Consider the following 16,694-nt stretch of genomic DNA (forward strand, 5'->3'; position numbering starts at 1 on the left):
ATGAGTGTCCTTCACGCTTTAGTGAGGGGGTGGGGATGGTTGAGAGGTTGAATTTGGTGAATGAGTCTCGAGTACGACTTTGACATAGTGGCGATTGCTCCGGATGAGGTTGATCCGGAACATGGACACACAGCGGTAACAGGGCGACCCCCGGTGCGCGCGCAGTTCAGGAATATCAAGACTGCAGATGCCTTGCGGGCAGCTTCGCCTAAAATACGTCGCATATTTCTGGAATCTGGCTTCAGTCTGGATACGGTGAGTGACAATCGGTCCACCGGATATTACCGGCCCGAGGATTCCGAGAATCGCGTCGTAATTCTGAAACGGCTTTTTGCAAACATTCGGAACATGGGTGTTCAGGGCGAATATTGCGGCGAGTTTGATTTTCATCACTTCCTGGCGCACATCAGGGCAGCTAAGCCCGGTCATGTTCTCCGCCCGGCACCTGCGCGACCTGTACAATCCCAAAGCCCCGAGCCGGTACGTCCGGAACGGCGCACCCTGGTTGGGCGATTGGGATTTGCGTTGGGGCTTGCTGTGATTTTGTTTGTGTTGCTGAAGCTCCTGGCGGAGTACGGCGCAGCGAATTGATCGTTAGGCCAATTTGACACCCGCTTCGCGCATTGATTTCTCGGCGGATGATAATGATCCATCCATATCTATCGCACGGCACAGACCGGTTCTGATAGTAACGTCAAATCCAAGACGTGCCGCATCTACCGCCGAATAATGGACGCAGAAATCTGTCGCCAGTCCAACCATCGTCAACTGTCCGATCCCGCGCGTCTCAAGATAGCCTTTCAGACCAGTCGGAGTGGAATGATCATTTTCGAAGAATGCCGAATAACTGTCGATGTCGCGGCGAAAGCCTTTTCGGATGATCAGGTCGCCATCGGTACGCAGGTCCGGGTGAAAGGCCGCGCCATCCGAGCCTTGAACGCAGTGATCAGGCCACAGGACTTGAGCGCCGTAGGGCATCTGGATCATTTCGAACGGGGATTTGTCGTCATGTGAGCTGGCGAAAGACGAATGCCCCGCCGGATGCCAATCCTGAGTCAGGATCACCGCGTCGAAATCGCCCATGATCGCGTTGATCGGAGCGACGATTTCATCGCCACCCGCAACGGCGAGTGCGCCTCCCGGGCAGAAATCATTCTGAACATCGATGACGAGCAGCGCTTGGGACATGTTGGTCTCCTTCAGTTACATAATCGGTATGGCGCGCAGCGTGGATCGTCAATGCTGTCTCTTGTGTGTTTTCATCAGGCGCATTAGATCGCGGACATGTACACAATCGCTGCCCTATACCATTTCACACGCTTCCCTGATCCTGATGCATTGCGCCCTGCCTTGCACGAGCTTTGCCGCGCGCAATCGGTGAAAGGAACCCTGTTGCTGGCGCACGAGGGGATCAACGGCACCATAGCCGGCCCTCGCGCTGGGATTGATGCGGTGCTGGCGCATATCCGCGCGCTTCCGGGTTGCAACAATCTGGTATGGAAAGAGGCAACCTCAGACCACCCACCCTTTGGTAAATTGAAGGTGCGTCTGAAAAAAGAGATCGTGACGATGGGGCAGCCCGATGTCGACCCGCGTGCCAGTGTCGGAAACTATGTCGAGCCCGAGGACTGGAACGATCTGATCCGCTCGGACGATGTGGTGGTGATCGATACGCGCAATGATTACGAAGTTGCAATCGGCACGTTTGAAGGCGCAATAGATCCAAACACGGCAAGTTTCCGCGATTTCCCAGCATGGTGGGAAGAAAACAAAGAGCGATTTCACAACAAGCGTGTCGCCATGTTCTGCACCGGCGGAATTCGATGTGAGAAGTCCACTAATTATCTGCTGGGGCAGGGCGTCGAGGATGTCTACCACCTGAAAGGTGGCATCCTGCGCTATCTCGAGGAGATGCCACGCGAAGACAGCACGTGGCAGGGTGAGTGTTTTGTCTTCGACAATCGCGTTTCAGTTGGTCATGGGCTGGTCGAAGGCCCACACAAGCTTTGCCATGGCTGCCGCCGCCCAATCCTGCCTGAAGATGTAAAGCGCCCTGAATACGAACATGGTGTATCTTGCCATCTATGTGTTGATGAGACGTCCGAACAGGACAAGGCACGGTTTCGCGAGCGGCAGAGACAAATCCAGCTGGCCCGCGCGCGAGGTGAGGAACATCTAGGGTCAGATTGAATTCATCTTGCAGGCTATGCCGAAAAACGGATGATGCCTTTGGGCCTGCCTGATGGAGCGGATATGACTCACGAACCCAGAACCCTGGAAGAATGGAAATCCACCCTATTGGCAGCCTTAGGTCTGGTTCTGGCCAGTTTCCTCGCTTGGTACGGTTTGTCGCGTCTGAATGAAACCACAGCAGGTGACACGATCGGTACGATTGCATCGATTGGGCTGGTGGTCTGGATGGTTTCGCAATCCTACTACTACATAACCCAGGTGAAATCCCCGCGCAGAATGCTGTTTTTGATGGGGGTGTCCTTCATTCAGGTTGTGCCGTTCTTATTTGCCGCCGTCTACGGCGCCTTCGGGTATGAGGATCATTGTGTTGTCGGCGCCAAAGGACCGGCAGATATTCTGTATTTTTCGTACGTCACTTTCACCACGGTCGGATATGGCGACATGTCCCCGACCGGCCTGTGCCGTGGGTTGGCCGTGGCCGAGGCGGTTACGGGCTATATCCTGTTGGGCATGTTTGTAGCCGCAGCCGTGGCGCTATTCGCGCGCCACCACAGCAAGTAGACCAGCTTATTTGTTGTGATCGATCCATCGAGACATCAATTGTCTGTCGCGGAAACACTCGGATGGGATCGGACGCCGTTTAATGCGCGAGATACGCTCCGCAAACGCGACTTGCTTGCCCGTTGGGTAGTTTGCGAAAGGCGACGGGTCATGCGGCTTATGGGCCGATATCCAGTCTGACAATGATTTACGGTCGTGTTGCGCCTCGACAGGAATCTCAAGTGCGGACTTTTGTGCAATCGCGCGGGCATAGCGCATCTGCCGATCTGTCACAGGTAACAGGTGATAATCGTTTGACGTGCCGCCAAGTGCGGCTTTTCGCATGTTCTGGGCCATCGGGGTTATCCTCTGACTATGTAGAACATAAATAGAACATTGACCTTTCATTTCAAGAGAAGGCTATTTGGATTCGGCGAGAACCTGCCAATCACTGGATTTATTGACTGGTCAATCAATGAAAGCTAAATCTGTCAGCAACACACACCTCCCCTTGCGCAGGGGTGATCCGAAAAGAGAAGGATTCGGCATGAAATTTCAGCCCAAGGCCAGCCATTTCATCAACGGCAATTATGTTGAAGATACCAGAGGCACCCCAATCGACGTTATCTATCCAGCCACCGGTGAGGTTATCGCGCGGTTGCATTCTGCAACACCTGAAATCGTAGAACAGGCTCTAAACAGCGCAAAATCGGCTCAGGCAAGCTGGGCCGCCATGTCGGGCACGGAACGGGGCCGGGTCCTACGGCGTGCGTCGGACATCATGCGGGATCGCAATCGGGCGCTTTCAGTTCTCGAAACCCATGACACCGGTAAACCACTGCAGGAAACACTTGTGGCAGATGCGACAAGCGGCGCAGATGCTTTGGAATATTTTGGTAGCTTGGCAGGGTCTCTGACCGGCGAACATATTCCACTGGGGGGTGGAGATTTCGTTTATACGATCCGCGAGGCATTGGGTGTCTGTGTCGGCATTGGTGCGTGGAACTACCCGACCCAGATCGCCTGTTGGAAAGGTGCCCCAGCGCTGGCCTGCGGCAATGCGATGGTCTTCAAACCGTCTGAAACCACACCATTGTCAGCTTTGAAGGTGGCCGAAATCTTGATCGAGGCGGGCGCGCCAAAAGGTATCTACAACGTGGTGCAAGGCTATGGTGATGTCGGGGCCAGCCTGGTTACCGATCCGCGTGTAGCCAAGGTCTCGTTGACTGGGTCGGTTCCAACGGGCCGCAAGGTCTATGCGGCGGCAGCCGATGGCATGAAACACGTCACCATGGAGCTGGGCGGGAAGTCCCCGATGATCGTTTTTGACGATGCAGATCTCGATAATGCGGTTTCGGGTGCGATCTTGGGCAATTTCTATTCTTCGGGGCAGGTATGTTCCAACGGCACTCGCGTCTTTGTACAAAAGGGTATCAAGGAAGCATTTCTTTCGCGTTTGTCCGATCGTCTGGCCACTGCGAAAATTGGTGATCCGCTGGATGAGGAGGTCAATTTTGGCCCGATGGTCAGCGAAAACCAGATGGATATTGCGCTGGGCTATGTCGAAAAAGGTAAAGCCGAGGGTGCGAGGTTGGTCTACGGCGGCGACAGGATCGCAGGTGACGGGTTCTACATGCAGCCCACAGTTTTTGCCGACGTCACCGACGATATGACAATCGCACGAGAAGAGATTTTTGGACCTGTGATGTCGGTGCTGGATTTTGAAACCGAAGAAGAGGTGCTGGCGCGTGCCAATGATACCGAATTCGGTCTGGCTGCCGGTGTCTTCACCAATGACCTGACCCGCGCCCATAGAATTGTGGCGGGGTTCGAAGCTGGCACTTGCTATATCAACACCTATAACCTCGCCCCGGTTGAGGCCCCGTTCGGTGGGTCCAAGATGTCGGGCGTGGGGCGCGAGAACTCGAAACTGGCGATCAACCACTTCAGCGAGATGAAGACAGTTTACGTTTCGATGAACGATGTCGAGGCCCCTTACTGATCAAAACCGGTCATTCAGACTCTGTTCCCGACATTTCGCGTCGGGAACAGAGCATAACCTGACATTTGGCTGTGGCTGACTTTCCTGAGAGCACTAAGTTCGCGGACAGGAGATCAGACCATGAAGACCCACGCTCAGGCCGTCGTGATCGGAGGAGGATTGGTTGGCTGCTCAATCCTCTATCATTTGGCCAAGCTTGGTTGGACCGATGTGGTTCTGTTGGAACGCGATGAGCTGACCTCGGGATCAACTTGGCATGCGGCAGCGAACATCCACGGCCTGCATGACAACAACAACATCACCCGCATCCAGCACTATACGATGAACCTGTATAAAGAGCTGGAGAAGGAAACCGGGCAGGGCTGCGGGGTTTTCCAATCTGGTTCGTTGTATCTGGCGCAAACCGAAGATCGCGAACATCAGCTACGTCTGCAGGAGGCAAAAGCCCGATTCTACGGTTTGAACTTTTATGAGATCAGCCGCGAACAGGCGAGTGAACTTCACCCGCTGGCGCAGTTTGACGACATCCGTTGCATCATGTTCGAACCCGATGGTGGCAATGTCGATCCGTCCGGGGTTACCCACGCCTACGCTGCGGGTGCGCGGGCAATGGGGGCCACAATTGAGCGGTTTTGCCCTGTAATAGGGACTGAACAGCAATCCGATGGCTCTTGGATCGTGCGCACGGATAAGGGGGACATTCACACTCGATGGGTTGTGAATGCGGGGGGCCTGTGGGGGCGCGAAGTGGCTGCAATGGCGGGCATCGAACTGCCACTGCAACCGACCGAGCATCAGTATTTCGTCACTGAAGCCATCGACGAAGTGGCTAATCTTGGGCGCCGCCTACCCTCGATCGCTGACCGGGACGGAGAATATTACTTCCGCCAGGAAGGCAACGGACTTCTGATCGGCGCCTACGAGAAAGACATGCGGTTTTGGGCCGAAAGCGGCACGCCGCTGGATTTTGCCCATGACCTGTTCCCAGACGATCTGGACCGGATCATGGAAAATGTCATCCGCGCCACAGAACGGGTCCCGGTTGCTGCCACGGCGGGCGTCAAACGAGTGATCAACGGGCCAATGATCTGGTCTCCTGATTCAAACGCAATCTGGGGCCCAGTGCCCGAATTGCAGAACTACTTCTGCTGCACCGGCATCATTCCGGGCTTCTCGCAATCGGGCGGGCTGGGTCTGCTGTCTGCGCAATGGATGATAGAAGGCGAGCCGCAATACGACATGTTTGCCTGGGATCTAGCCCGGTTCGGCGACTGGGCCGACAAGGCCTTTACCAAGGCGCGGGTCGAGGACGTCTATACCCACCGTTTCGCCATCCATTTCCCCAATGAGGAGCGCAGCGCGGGACGCCCCGCGCGTGTCCGCCCCGCCTATGAAATGCAAAAGGATATGGGCGCTGTCTTTGGCTTGAACTGCGGCTGGGAACATCCGCTGTGGTTTGCCGATCAGCCCGGTGTACAAGAAACCAATGGGTTCACCCGTCAGAACTGGTGGGAATCGGTGGGCCGCGAGGTGCAGATGCTGCGCGATCATGTGGGTGTGATCGACATCTCGAATTTCGCCAATTACGTCGTGAAAGGCCCAGGTGCTTATGACTGGCTGGATCGTCTGGTGGCCAACAAGGTCCCGACCGAGGTAGGTCGTTCGTGCCTGACACCCCTGATTTCGGTTCGCGGCGGCGTGGCTGGTGACTTTACCATCACCAAGGTAGCTGATGAAGAGTATATGATGATCGGCTCGGGTATGGCCGAGCGTTATCATCAGCGGTTCTTCAACATGATCGGCTTGCCAGAAGGCACCACGTTCGAGGTCGCCACTGATCGCATCGCAGGCTTCAACGTGGCTGGGCCAAAGTCGCGCGAATTGTTACAGCGGCTGACCAATGCGGACCTTTCAAACGACGCGTTCCGCTTTATGCGCTCGCGCACCATCGAGGTGGTGGGCATAAATTGCCTGGCCATCCGCGTCAGCTTTACTGGTGATCTGGGGTGGGAGTTGCATTGCGCGGAATCAGATCAAACCAGACTCTATTCAGCGCTATTAGAGGCTGCAATAGACTTGGGCGGTGGCCCGGTTGGCGGTCGCGCACTGGGATCTTTGCGCATCGAAAAGGGGTATGGCTCGTGGGGGCGAGAGTATTCTCAGGAATACTGGCCACAAGAGGTTGGCCTGTCAGGTCTGATCAAGCTGGACAAAGAATTTCTGCACAAAGATGCTTATCTACGGGTCAAGGGTAACGCCCCGCGCGAGGTGCTCTCGATATTCGAGGTCGATGCGGACAAAGCCGACGCCACTGGCGGCGAACCGATCTTCACCCCCGACGGTACCCCGGTGGGCCGGGTAACTTCCGGCGCATATGGGTATTCGGTCGGCAAATCCCTGGCCCTGGGTTACGCCAACCCCAAAGCCGCAAAACCCGGAGACACGGTCGACATCTTCATCCTTGGAAAACCACACAAAGCTAAATTCCTTTCAAAGCCACCGTTCGACCCCGCCGGAAACAGATTACGCGATACGAAAGCCGTTGCGGAGCCAGTGAAATGACCAACGTTTTTGACCGGGTTGCCGAGTTTGCTCTGAACTGTACCGCCGAAGACATTCCCGACACAGCCCGCGAGACAGCTGCGTATTTGTTGCTGGATACGATGGGTGTTCTGATCGCTGCAGGATCAATGCAGGCCGGTGGGATCGCCCGGGATACCGCAGCGTTGCTTTTTGCAAGTTCAGAGCCTGATTTTAGCGCTCGGATGCTGTTCGACGGGCGGCGCGCCAGTCTTGCAGGTGCAGCTTATGCAACTGCCAGCCAAACCGATAATCTGGATGCCCATGACGGGTTCAATCCCGTCAAAGGCCACATCGGAGTTGCCATTGTTCCGGCGCTTGCTGCGTTGGCCGAACAATGCCCGGATCTGTCGGGTCGTGAGGCTCTGGCGGCTATGATCATCGGGTATGAAATGGCGGGTCGGGCTGGCCTGACCCTACACGCAACGGTCAGTGACTATCACACTTCCGGTGCTTGGAATGCGCTGGGCGTCGCTGCTGTGGCGGCGCGTTTGCGCCGTCATGCCCCAGATCAACTGCGACAGGCGTTGGGGATTGCGGAATTCCACGGGCCACGCAGCCAAATGATGCGCGAGATTGCAAATCCAACAATGTTGCACGACGGTTCCGGTTGGGGTGCCCTGGTGGGGCTGTCTTCTGCCATTCTGGCTGAGCGCGGATTTACCGGAGCACCTGCAATCACGATCGAGGCGAAAGAGGCTGTTCCATTTTGGGACGATCTTGGCCGGGTCTGGCAAGTTGAGCAGCAATATATCAAACCCTATCCAATCTGCCGTTGGGCACATGCATCAATTGACGGTGTTCGGATGCTGATGCAGGAACACAAGCTGACATATCAACAGATCGCAGCCATCCGTATCAACAGCTTTAAAGAAGCAGCTTGTTTGTATTCTGGCCATCCTCTGACTACCTCACAGGCTCAATACTCGTTGCCATTTGCTTTAGCGGTTCAGGCAGTTCACGGCCGCATTGGCGTGGAACATATCTCAGGCGAAGGCCTGTCCGATCCAGCGGTCGCAGAGATCACAAGACTGATTAAGGTCAAAGAGAGCCCACGTCACTCTGCCCGTTTCCCAGCAGGACGATGGGCAGATGTCGAGATCGAAACCTTGGACGGATCTGTTTATCATTCAGGTGATATCAACGCGCGCGGTGGTCAGGAAAATCCCCTGAGCAAACAGGAGATCATCGATAAATTCACCGAATTTGCAGCGCCAACTGTGGGGGGCGATCGGGCCGCCCAGATTCTTGCGGCCACATTGAAGTTGACCCAACCCGGGTCGAGCTTTTCCAATCTGTCTGCCCTGATATACGACCCACCCGCATGTTGATACCGCGCCACGCCGAATTAAATTGGATGATCGAGAATCGCCAAGTTAGAGACTGATCCAAGGTGTTAGGCGAATGACCAACTCTGAAACAGCATAACCACTGGGCACTGCGGGTCCGATCAATTCAATCCGCTTGTTTGCACGATTTCAAGCATATCTGAAATTTGAGCGCGGGCATTGGCGCTCTCCTTAATAAGCGTTTTGGCATCTGCCAGAGGTTTGTCAGATTGCCGTTCAATCGGTTGATCTAACGATATTCTGATTCGACTTAGATCGCTGAAGACATTCGAATCCTCGGCATCAATCTCATTCGTGCCCGCCAACCAGGATAGGCGGTCGGCAGCCTCGATCTGACCAGTTTCTCTCAACAGTTCCGCCGCGGCGTAGAAGTTTTGCACCCGCGCCAAAGCTTGAGCCCGCAATACTCGCGCGTCGTCTGAGGGATCTTCAGACAATTCCAGCAAAGCTTGGCGAGGATGGTCGCTTAGTAGAGCTGAACGTGCCCTAATCCGGGCACGCTCGATAGCATGGTTCTGATCGCCCGATGGGTCTGTCCATTCCCGGGCATCGCTCGCAAATCCAAGATTGATCAACCTTTGCGCCACCGATGTGGCCGTATCCAGGCTCAGGGTAATGCGAGTTTTCTCCTTCAGTCCGATTATGTAGCGCAGGAAGGTGATGTCATCCGCCCGCTCAGCAAGCAGTTGCAGCACCTGATCTCGCGTGCGGCGCCAATCCTTATCGTCAGGTGCTTTTTGGATATGATGCATGGCACCATCGAACTCCTGCGACATCGACAACGCGAGCACATGAGAGCGCGCCATCATGGGCCCGAGTTCGGAGTTTATGAGTTCACGTGCGTAACCTGCCGCTAAATCGAGATCTTTGGGTGGTATCGAACCCCGATCGGCCCATCTTTTTTCGATCAACCGCGCCAGCGCCAGAGGCGCTTCTTTAGTAGCGCTTGGGGTGGCGAGGACTTCAGTCAAGTGAGCACTCGCGGTATGTGCATTGCCTTCGGCATCGGCGATCGTGGCCTTGGTCAGGGTCACGTCGGCCGTTTCAGCTGTCATCACTCGGTCTACCGAACGCAAAATACGCCGCGCTGCTTCCAGCCGCCCGGCTGTTGCCAGCAAGTCTGCCAGAGTCGACCCGAGTTGCCGCCTAAGGTGTTCGGGAAGCCGGTTGAATGCTTGCTCGATTATGTTCAGCTGTGCCTCCGGTGCCAGTTTCTCCTCGGCCAGAAGTGCCCATAGCGCTGCAGCGCTTTCGCAGCTTTGTTGACCTTCGAATGAGTGCGGTTCAGACGCAGTCAAACCATCGAGAGTAGACGCCATCGCCGAAATACGTTGTTGCTCTGCCGTCGTTCCTGGCAGCAGATCTAACACCTGCAGCGCTTCGGCTCCGAATCCATAATATGTGTGCAGCTTGGCCAGATTCAGGGCCTTTTCCTGATCGAGTCGATCAAACTCCTGGAATAGCCCCGTTCGCAGTTGCGCTACCTGCACCACAAATTGTTCGGGGCCTGCCCAGGAGTCGAACTCCAGTTCAGCATCGGTGATGCATTCAAATTTGGCATCGAATTCTGGAAGTGCCAGACTTTCGAGACCCCGGGCGTCGTCCAGAACTGAAGACAATCGTAAATTGGGCGCTTGTGCGTCTGAGGTTCTCAAGGGTCCAAAACGAGCGGATTGTCTGCGCCCAATACCAGCAAGTGTGAGGTCAATAACCTCACGATCTGCGCTTTGTAATATGCGGGATATCAGCTCGTCCTCAAAGTTTTGATGACTCATTTGCAACAAGGGCAACGTCAGCGCAGTTGCAGGGATGTGTACTGGAGGCGGAGCTTGCTTTGCGATGTCCGGGTGAAGGTCTGTCACCACGTCGATTTTTGGAACCGCAACCGGAATGAATTTACCGGGCGAGATGTCCACGACCACCATAGTTTGTTGATGCAGAAATGCGGTGGCGACACATTCACATCCAAAGACCATCTTCAGAGCTCCACCTGAACTAGCCTGAGTTAGAGACTGAAGTCTTTTGCTGGTCAGCCGGTCAAATACGGTTCCGGTATCGAATGTGGCGCCTTTGATAGCAATATTCAGATCAGCACCGCGTTCGTTTGGAGTCATAACCCAATCGGTGCCGGCAGGCACTTGTATCACCAGACGGGTGTATCCATCGTGTTCGCCCGAGCGAACACGCAGCACCTGCGCTGACACACTGGTGCCAAGGGCCAATAAAATTAATGTCAAAGCCCGTATCATGCAGCCGCCTGTTTGATTTCTTTCAAGACCTCTTCAAGCTCCGAAAAATTTGGGCGGTTGTGGGTTGGCGTGTTTTGGCGTCCGACCTCGATGCACATCGCAGCGTTGTGATTGTGCAGATTCGCGACCAGAACCTCCTTGATGAGTTGATAAAAATGGTTGTCTTCTTCAACTACAGCTTTCAGTTTGCCAGCAAACGGACCGACCAAACCATAGGCAAGAAAAACGCCCAGAAAAGTGCCGACCAACGCGCCGCCGATGAGTTTTCCCAGCACCTCTGGGGGCTGGTCGATCGAACCCATGGTTTTGATAACGCCTAGAACCGCAGCTACGATACCAAGAGCAGGCAGGCCGTCGGCAACAGTTTGCAAGGCATGGCTCGAGTGCATGGCATGATGGAAATTTGCCTCCATCCGTTTTTCAAGCACCTCTTCGACTTGATGCGGGTCGTCATAGTTCATCGCGGCTGAGCGCATGGTGTCGCAGATCAAATCCACGGCTTCTTTGTCGGCTTTGATCTTGGGATAAGCTGAGAAAAGCGATGATTTTTCAGGCTCTTCGATGTGTTGTTCGGCCTCAACCGGGTTTGCGCGCGCGATCCGGATCAACGAGAACAACAGGCAAAGCAGATCACGATAATCTTCGGGCTTCCACTTCGCGCCTTTGAACACTTTGCCAATATCTTTCGCGGTGTGTTTGACCCCACCCATGTCGTTACTGATCATAAAAGCACCAATCGCGGCGCCTCCGATCATCATCATTTCATACGGCAATGACTTCATGATAATCGCCATCTTGCCGCCAGCGGCGAGATATCCGCCAAAAACCATAACGAAGATAACAGCAATTCCGATGAGTCCGATCATAAGTGATTTCCGGCGTTAAGGTGGGAGAAATGGTTGCCCATCAGCATTATTCCTGTGGGGCGCGGGCGTTGCGCCCAGCCATGATGACGCTGATACCATAGGCGGCCTCGGGGCTGAGACCGGCCATCACATTGGCGGCAGCCTCCGGTGGCATGCGTGACAAGAATCCGGCGGCGAATACTGCATCCATCGTTTCGAACAAGGCCGCGGCATCTTTTGGTTTCATGCTTTGGTAAACGTCAGTCAGTTGCGTCAGGTCGCTTTCGGCGGCTGTTTCGGCAATAGCGACGGTCTCACGCAGCGACTCTTCGGCTTCCTGCAGCATGGCCAACCGGGTCTCAATGGCCTGATCTGCGATGTCCAGCGCGTGTTCCCGATCGACAATCATGCTTTCCCGCTGATTCAGTTCGACTTCGCGGCGTAGCAGTTCTGTTAGCAAAACTTGCAGATCCGCGGCGCTGGTCTCAATGCGCTCCGACTTGATTTGCTCTACCAAGGCCGGATCAGTCCCACGCGCCACCGCAGGCCCAGCCTCAAGCCCGATCCGAATGATGGCAGACCCGATCATCAGCAAGGAGATGACGGTCAGAACTCCTCCGCGCGGGCGCTGGTCACAATTCTTTTTTCTTTGGCGGATCATTGGCCCGACCTGCTTGACGCTGCAGCATGCCGAAAGAACATCAAGCCCTCGGGCTTTGTTACGGGTTTTAAGGATATGGGCTCAGAATTTTCAGGAACAGTTTCTTCGACAGCGTCCACGTCAGATTTTTCCTGCGCGTGCTCTTCGGGCTGCTCAGGGCTTGGTTGGTCTTCCTGTACGACATCGTGCATCGAGGCCATCATCAGTTCCAGGCGCTGCGCTACCGACTCTGCCCGTTCAGTCAAAGTCTGCAGGGCAACCCCGGACTCGTCGGAAGACTGACGGGCGCTATCGAGCGATTTTCGCAGCTCTTCCGCTTGGGCCGAAAGAACGGAAACCGCACCACCTACGCCCTTTTCAAGATCAGTAAATCGACGCAAACGACGCGCCAAAATGAAACAGTACAGCCCTGCCCCAAGCGCGCCTGCTACCAGCAGAATATCGGCAATCAGTTCCACCTTCGCCTCCTAATTCAATACAAATTCTGTCACCAGAACGTCGCGCACACGGCCGTCACCTACGACAATTCCTATACGTCGCAGCAGGTGCCCACGGATGCGCACCAAGGCGAGTGAATCTTCAAGGTCGTTCAGCTCGACCGCGCGTAGATAACTGTTCAGAACATCCATGATTCGCGGCTGCATCTTTTCAACCTCGGCGGCGTAGCCCGCGTTCACCTCGAGTTGTGCATGGAACTTGAGATGCCGTGAATCGCCTGCATTGACCGAAACGATCACCGGCGGCAGATCAACAAAGCTCACGTCTGGCAACGCCGTCGCTGGCCTTTTATTGCTATTGCTATCTTCTTCTTTTGCTTCGGCACCGCTACCAATTGGCAGTAAGCCAGAGGCGGTTATGAAGTAGCCACCAACACCGCCTGCCACGGCCAGAATCATCCCAAGAATCAGGCCCTTTTTTCCTGATTTATTAGGGGTTTCCACTTCGTCAGCTGTTGCATCGGTCATGCCGTCCTCATGAATCTGTTCGGCAACTGTCATAACCCCGCAGGGACTAACCGATTGTTAAGGGCAATCGTCCAAACAGGGGTTGAGCCGAGCAGAATGTCGGTGAGTCGGAGGTGAGTGTGCAGCAGATCGGAACTGTCTGGGCAAGTTTGGACAAGCGCAAACAAATTTTCGTGGCCGGTGCGGTAGTGCTGGTGTTTCTGGGCGTGCTTGCGATGTCACGGATTGCGACGGCACCGTCGATGACGCTGTTATATTCAGGTCTCGAAAGCGGTGCGGCGGGTGATATCGTGCGATCGCTGGATCAGCGCGGTTTTGCGTATGAAATCCGGGGTGGTTCGATCTATGTACCGGGCTCGCAACGGGATGAGTTGCGCATGACGCTGGCCAGTGAAGGACTGCCAGCAAACGGCAACCGCGGATACGAGTTGCTGGACTCACTCAGTGGATTTGGCACGACGTCGCAGATGTTTGACGCTGCTTATTGGCGGGCAAAAGAGGGCGAGTTGGCCCGCACGATTGTAGGCAGCTCACATGTCAGCCAGGCACGCGTACACATCGCCAACGGTTCGGCCAACCCGTTTCAACGTAGTGTTGCGCCGACCGCTTCGGTATATTTGGTACCATCGGGTGCGCAGATCACAGGAGATCAGGCCAAGGCGATCCGGTTTCTGGTGGCGTCGGCTGTCAGCGGGCTTGCACCAGAAAACGTCACCGTAATCGATTCGAACGGCGCTGTGATCGGAGCACAGGAATCAACCGTGGCCGCTAATACTGCAGACGACAAAGCACGCCAGTTGCGGGAAAAAGTTCTTCGACTTGTCGAAGCACGCGTCGGGGCCGGTAATGCCGTGGTCGAGGTCAGCGTGGATACGGTGACCGAAACCGAGTCGATCCGTGAGCGCCGCTTCGATCCTAAAGGTCGCGTAGCGATCAGTACGGATGTTGAAGAACGGTCTGACAGTGCGCGAAATCAGTCTGCAGACGTGACCGTGGCGTCAAATCTGCCGGATGGGGATGGCGCTGGCGGAGACGAATCCAATTCAAATGCCACCCAGACCCGCGAGCGGGTGAATTATGAGGTTTCCGAGACCGAACTCGAGGTTCACCGAGCGCCGGGATCCATCAAACGTCTGACCGTCGCAGTGCTGGTTAACGGTGCCCGAACGGTTGATACAGAAGGCGTCGAACGATTTGAACCCATTCCGCAGCCAGAGCTTGACGCATTGGAGGAGCTCGTTTCCTCAGCCGTAGGTTATGATGCCGAACGCGGTGACGTCATTACCCTTAAATCGCTTGATCTACCTGTTGTTGAGCCGCAGGGTACATTGGTGTCGTCGTCGGTCTGGCAGAAGATTCATCTTGATGCCATGTCGCTGGTTCAGATGTTCGTTTTGGCACTGGTATCCCTTGTTTTGGGTCTGTTTGTCATACGACCCATTTTGACACAATCTGCTGCACCTGCGTTGCTACCGGCAGGCATACCGCCGGAAGCGGAGCCTGCAACTTATTTGACGGGAGAGGTCGCAAATGGTGATGCGCAAGAGTTCACATCACTTCCCGAGACCACCCAGACAAATGTTCCGGTAATAGCCAGCGCCCATGGTGAAGACCCCGTCGACCGATTGCGCGCCATGATCGGTGACAAACAGGAAGAGACGGTTGAGATCCTGCGAAGCTGGCTTGAAGAAGGTGAGGAGAGGGTGTGATGTCTATCGCTCATCTCCTTGAGGATTTCACCGCCCCAGCAGCAGGTGTCGCTGTTCATTTGTTGGATGAAGAGGCACTGGAAGAACAAAGCCTTGCGGCCTTTGAGCAAGGCTATGGTGCCGGTTGGGAAGATGCGGTGCAGGCGCGGGAACAGGGTGGGGCGCAGCTGAGCTCTGACTTGTCTGCAGCGCTAGCAGACCTGTCGTTTACCTATCAGGAGGCGTTAACCCGGATGACATTGTCGCTGGAACCGATGTTTCAGAGCCTGATACAGGTGGTTTTGCCCGAAACCGTCGAACTGGGTTTTTCCGCCAGATTGACTGAACAGCTTTGTGAGATGGCCCGGGAACAGATCGGGCAGCCGATGCTACTTACCGTTCCGGACGGTGCCGCCGATCAGGTTCAGGCAGTTCTTCCACAAGATCTCACGCCGTTGCCACAAGTTGCCGAGGACCCTTCTCTGCAGCCGGGACAGGCGCGTTTGCAAGTGGGCACCGCCTATCGAGAGGTGGATTGTAGCGCTTTGCTCGCGTCCATTGCCGCAACTTTCGAAGCCTATCTATTTGAAGCAAAAGAGGCTCTGTCAAATGAGTGATCCCCAAGCTCCGAAATCCGAAAAGCCAAATCCGTTCGAAGCGGTTCCGATCGAAGTCACAGTTTCGGTCGGTCGGGCGCGACCTTTGATCCGTGATCTGCTGAACATGGGCGAAAACGCTGTTCTGGCGCTGGACAAACGTATTGAAGACCCCGTCGACTTGTATGTCGGGGACCAATTGGTCGCGCGCGGGCTGCTGGAGGAAATGGAAGGAGATCAGGCTGGGCAGCTGGCTGTGCGGCTGACAGAGATCTCGGATCTGCAAAACGGGATCGGATGATGCGCCATCTGATCTGGCTGGCAATTCTGCTGGTCGTTCCCACCAGCGGCATGGCGCAGGAGTTGTCGCTGTCTATGGGCGACGATGGATCGATTCCGGCCCGGACGATTCAGCTGATCTTGCTGATTACGGTGCTCAGCCTGGCACCGGGTCTGGCGATCATGATCACCTGTTTTCCATTTCTGATCACCGTATTGGCGATACTGCGGCAAGGGATTGGGTTGCAGCAATCGCCGCCCAACATGTTGATTGTCAGTCTTGCGCTGTTTCTGACCTATTTCATCATGGAGCCGGTTTTCACCGAAGCGTGGGAAGTCGGCATCCAGCCAATGGTCGAGGAAACAATAGACGTGGAGCCCGCGCTGGAACGCGCGTTGGTGCCGTTTCGCAGCTTTATGGCGGCGCGTTTGGATGTCGATACGTTCCAGGAGATGGCAGCATTGCGACCGGATGGCGTGGATTTGCAGCTGTCACCCGAGGCACCTCTGTCCGTTCTGATGCCTTCATTCATGCTGTCCGAGATTGCGCGGGCCTTTCAGATCGGGTTTCTGATATTTTTGCCGTTCCTGATCATCGATCTGGTTGTTGCGGCGGTCCTTATGTCGATGGGTATGATGATGGTGCCTCCGGCTACGGTTTCCCTGCCGTTCAAACTGGCATTTTTCGTGATTGCAGATGGTTGGGCTTTGATCGCAAGCGCGCTGGTACGCAGCTATTCGCCCTGA

General features: G+C 55.3%; 17 protein-coding genes. 10 read left to right on the forward strand and 7 right to left on the reverse strand.

Going from position 1 to position 16,694, the window contains the following annotated elements:
- The first annotated feature begins 60 nt into the window (after nucleotides 1-60).
- Nucleotides 61-591, forward strand: a complete 531-nt coding sequence (locus ACR0KN_RS15100) for a hypothetical protein (protein WP_480654686.1) — start codon at nucleotides 61-63, stop codon at nucleotides 589-591.
- 3 nt (nucleotides 592-594) lie between these two features.
- On the opposite strand, the gene pncA is transcribed toward ACR0KN_RS15100, so the two are convergent.
- The gene (gene pncA / locus ACR0KN_RS15105; RefSeq protein WP_480654688.1) at nucleotides 595-1,188 is read right to left on the reverse strand and encodes a bifunctional nicotinamidase/pyrazinamidase; all 594 of its coding nucleotides are present in this window, start codon (nucleotides 1,186-1,188) and stop codon (nucleotides 595-597) included.
- Nucleotides 1,189-1,284: 96 nt separating this feature from the next.
- Between pncA and trhO the strand changes: the two genes are divergently transcribed.
- Nucleotides 1,285-2,190: an oxygen-dependent tRNA uridine(34) hydroxylase TrhO gene (trhO, locus tag ACR0KN_RS15110; RefSeq protein WP_480654690.1), complete on the forward strand. Its 906-nt coding sequence runs from the start codon at nucleotides 1,285-1,287 to the stop codon at nucleotides 2,188-2,190.
- A 63-nt stretch (nucleotides 2,191-2,253) separates the two neighbouring features.
- Nucleotides 2,254-2,754, forward strand: a complete 501-nt coding sequence (locus ACR0KN_RS15115; RefSeq protein ID WP_480654692.1) for an ion channel — start codon at nucleotides 2,254-2,256, stop codon at nucleotides 2,752-2,754.
- 6 nt (nucleotides 2,755-2,760) lie between these two features.
- On the opposite strand, the gene ACR0KN_RS15120 is transcribed toward ACR0KN_RS15115, so the two are convergent.
- A complete protein-coding gene (locus ACR0KN_RS15120) occupies nucleotides 2,761-3,090 on the reverse strand; it encodes a hypothetical protein (RefSeq protein ID WP_480654694.1) in 330 nt (109 codons plus the stop codon).
- A gap of 190 nt (nucleotides 3,091-3,280) precedes the next feature.
- On the opposite strand from ACR0KN_RS15120, the gene betB reads away from it, so the two are divergent.
- The 3 genes from betB to ACR0KN_RS15135 all read left to right on the forward strand — a co-directional run bounded on the left by betB (nucleotide 3,281) and on the right by ACR0KN_RS15135 (nucleotide 8,646).
- Nucleotides 3,281-4,735, forward strand: coding sequence for a betaine-aldehyde dehydrogenase (betB, locus tag ACR0KN_RS15125; protein ID WP_480654696.1), 1,455 nt, complete (start codon nucleotides 3,281-3,283; stop codon nucleotides 4,733-4,735).
- A 120-nt stretch (nucleotides 4,736-4,855) separates the two neighbouring features.
- Entirely contained in the window at nucleotides 4,856-7,297 is a 2,442-nt protein-coding gene (locus ACR0KN_RS15130; protein ID WP_480654698.1) for a GcvT family protein, read from the forward strand.
- A complete protein-coding gene (locus ACR0KN_RS15135) occupies nucleotides 7,294-8,646 on the forward strand; it encodes an MmgE/PrpD family protein (protein ID WP_480654700.1) in 1,353 nt (450 codons plus the stop codon). The genes ACR0KN_RS15130 and ACR0KN_RS15135 overlap by 4 nt, the downstream gene beginning before the upstream one ends.
- A 119-nt stretch (nucleotides 8,647-8,765) precedes the next feature.
- Here the strand turns inward: ACR0KN_RS15135 and ACR0KN_RS15140 are convergent, their stop codons facing one another.
- The 5 genes from ACR0KN_RS15140 to ACR0KN_RS15160 are packed head-to-tail and all read right to left on the reverse strand — an operon-like array spanning nucleotide 8,766 to nucleotide 13,384.
- On the reverse strand, nucleotides 8,766-10,901 hold the full coding sequence (locus ACR0KN_RS15140) for a hypothetical protein (RefSeq protein WP_480654702.1): 2,136 nt from the start codon (nucleotides 10,899-10,901) through the stop codon (nucleotides 8,766-8,768).
- Between the two features lie 8 nt (nucleotides 10,902-10,909).
- On the reverse strand, nucleotides 10,910-11,779 hold the full coding sequence (motA, locus tag ACR0KN_RS15145) for a flagellar motor stator protein MotA (RefSeq protein ID WP_480654704.1): 870 nt from the start codon (nucleotides 11,777-11,779) through the stop codon (nucleotides 10,910-10,912).
- A 46-nt stretch (nucleotides 11,780-11,825) separates the two neighbouring features.
- The gene (locus tag ACR0KN_RS15150) at nucleotides 11,826-12,419 is read right to left on the reverse strand and encodes a MotE family protein (protein ID WP_480654706.1); all 594 of its coding nucleotides are present in this window, start codon (nucleotides 12,417-12,419) and stop codon (nucleotides 11,826-11,828) included.
- Nucleotides 12,416-12,877 carry a hypothetical protein gene (locus ACR0KN_RS15155; RefSeq protein WP_480654708.1) on the reverse strand — a complete coding sequence of 154 codons (462 nt, stop codon included), beginning with the start codon at nucleotides 12,875-12,877 and terminating at the stop codon, nucleotides 12,416-12,418. The genes ACR0KN_RS15150 and ACR0KN_RS15155 overlap by 4 nt, the downstream gene beginning before the upstream one ends.
- 9 nt (nucleotides 12,878-12,886) lie before the next feature.
- The gene (locus ACR0KN_RS15160) at nucleotides 12,887-13,384 is read right to left on the reverse strand and encodes a flagellar basal body-associated FliL family protein (RefSeq protein WP_480654710.1); all 498 of its coding nucleotides are present in this window, start codon (nucleotides 13,382-13,384) and stop codon (nucleotides 12,887-12,889) included.
- A 119-nt stretch (nucleotides 13,385-13,503) separates the two neighbouring features.
- On the opposite strand from ACR0KN_RS15160, the gene fliF reads away from it, so the two are divergent.
- The 4 genes from fliF to fliP are packed head-to-tail and all read left to right on the forward strand — an operon-like array spanning nucleotide 13,504 to nucleotide 16,694.
- On the forward strand, nucleotides 13,504-15,093 hold the full coding sequence (fliF, locus tag ACR0KN_RS15165) for a flagellar basal-body MS-ring/collar protein FliF (RefSeq protein ID WP_480654712.1): 1,590 nt from the start codon (nucleotides 13,504-13,506) through the stop codon (nucleotides 15,091-15,093).
- Nucleotides 15,093-15,689, forward strand: coding sequence for an ABC transporter ATP-binding protein (locus tag ACR0KN_RS15170; protein ID WP_480654714.1), 597 nt, complete (start codon nucleotides 15,093-15,095; stop codon nucleotides 15,687-15,689). Before fliF ends, ACR0KN_RS15170 begins: the two co-directional genes overlap by 1 nt.
- Complete coding sequence (locus tag ACR0KN_RS15175; protein WP_170541930.1) at nucleotides 15,682-15,969, forward strand: FliM/FliN family flagellar motor switch protein; 288 nt, start codon at nucleotides 15,682-15,684, stop codon at nucleotides 15,967-15,969. The genes ACR0KN_RS15170 and ACR0KN_RS15175 overlap by 8 nt, the downstream gene beginning before the upstream one ends.
- A complete protein-coding gene (gene fliP, locus ACR0KN_RS15180) occupies nucleotides 15,966-16,694 on the forward strand; it encodes a flagellar type III secretion system pore protein FliP (RefSeq protein WP_480654717.1) in 729 nt (242 codons plus the stop codon). The genes ACR0KN_RS15175 and fliP overlap by 4 nt, the downstream gene beginning before the upstream one ends.

It is taken from the genome of Ruegeria sp. AP7, assembly GCF_056539905.1.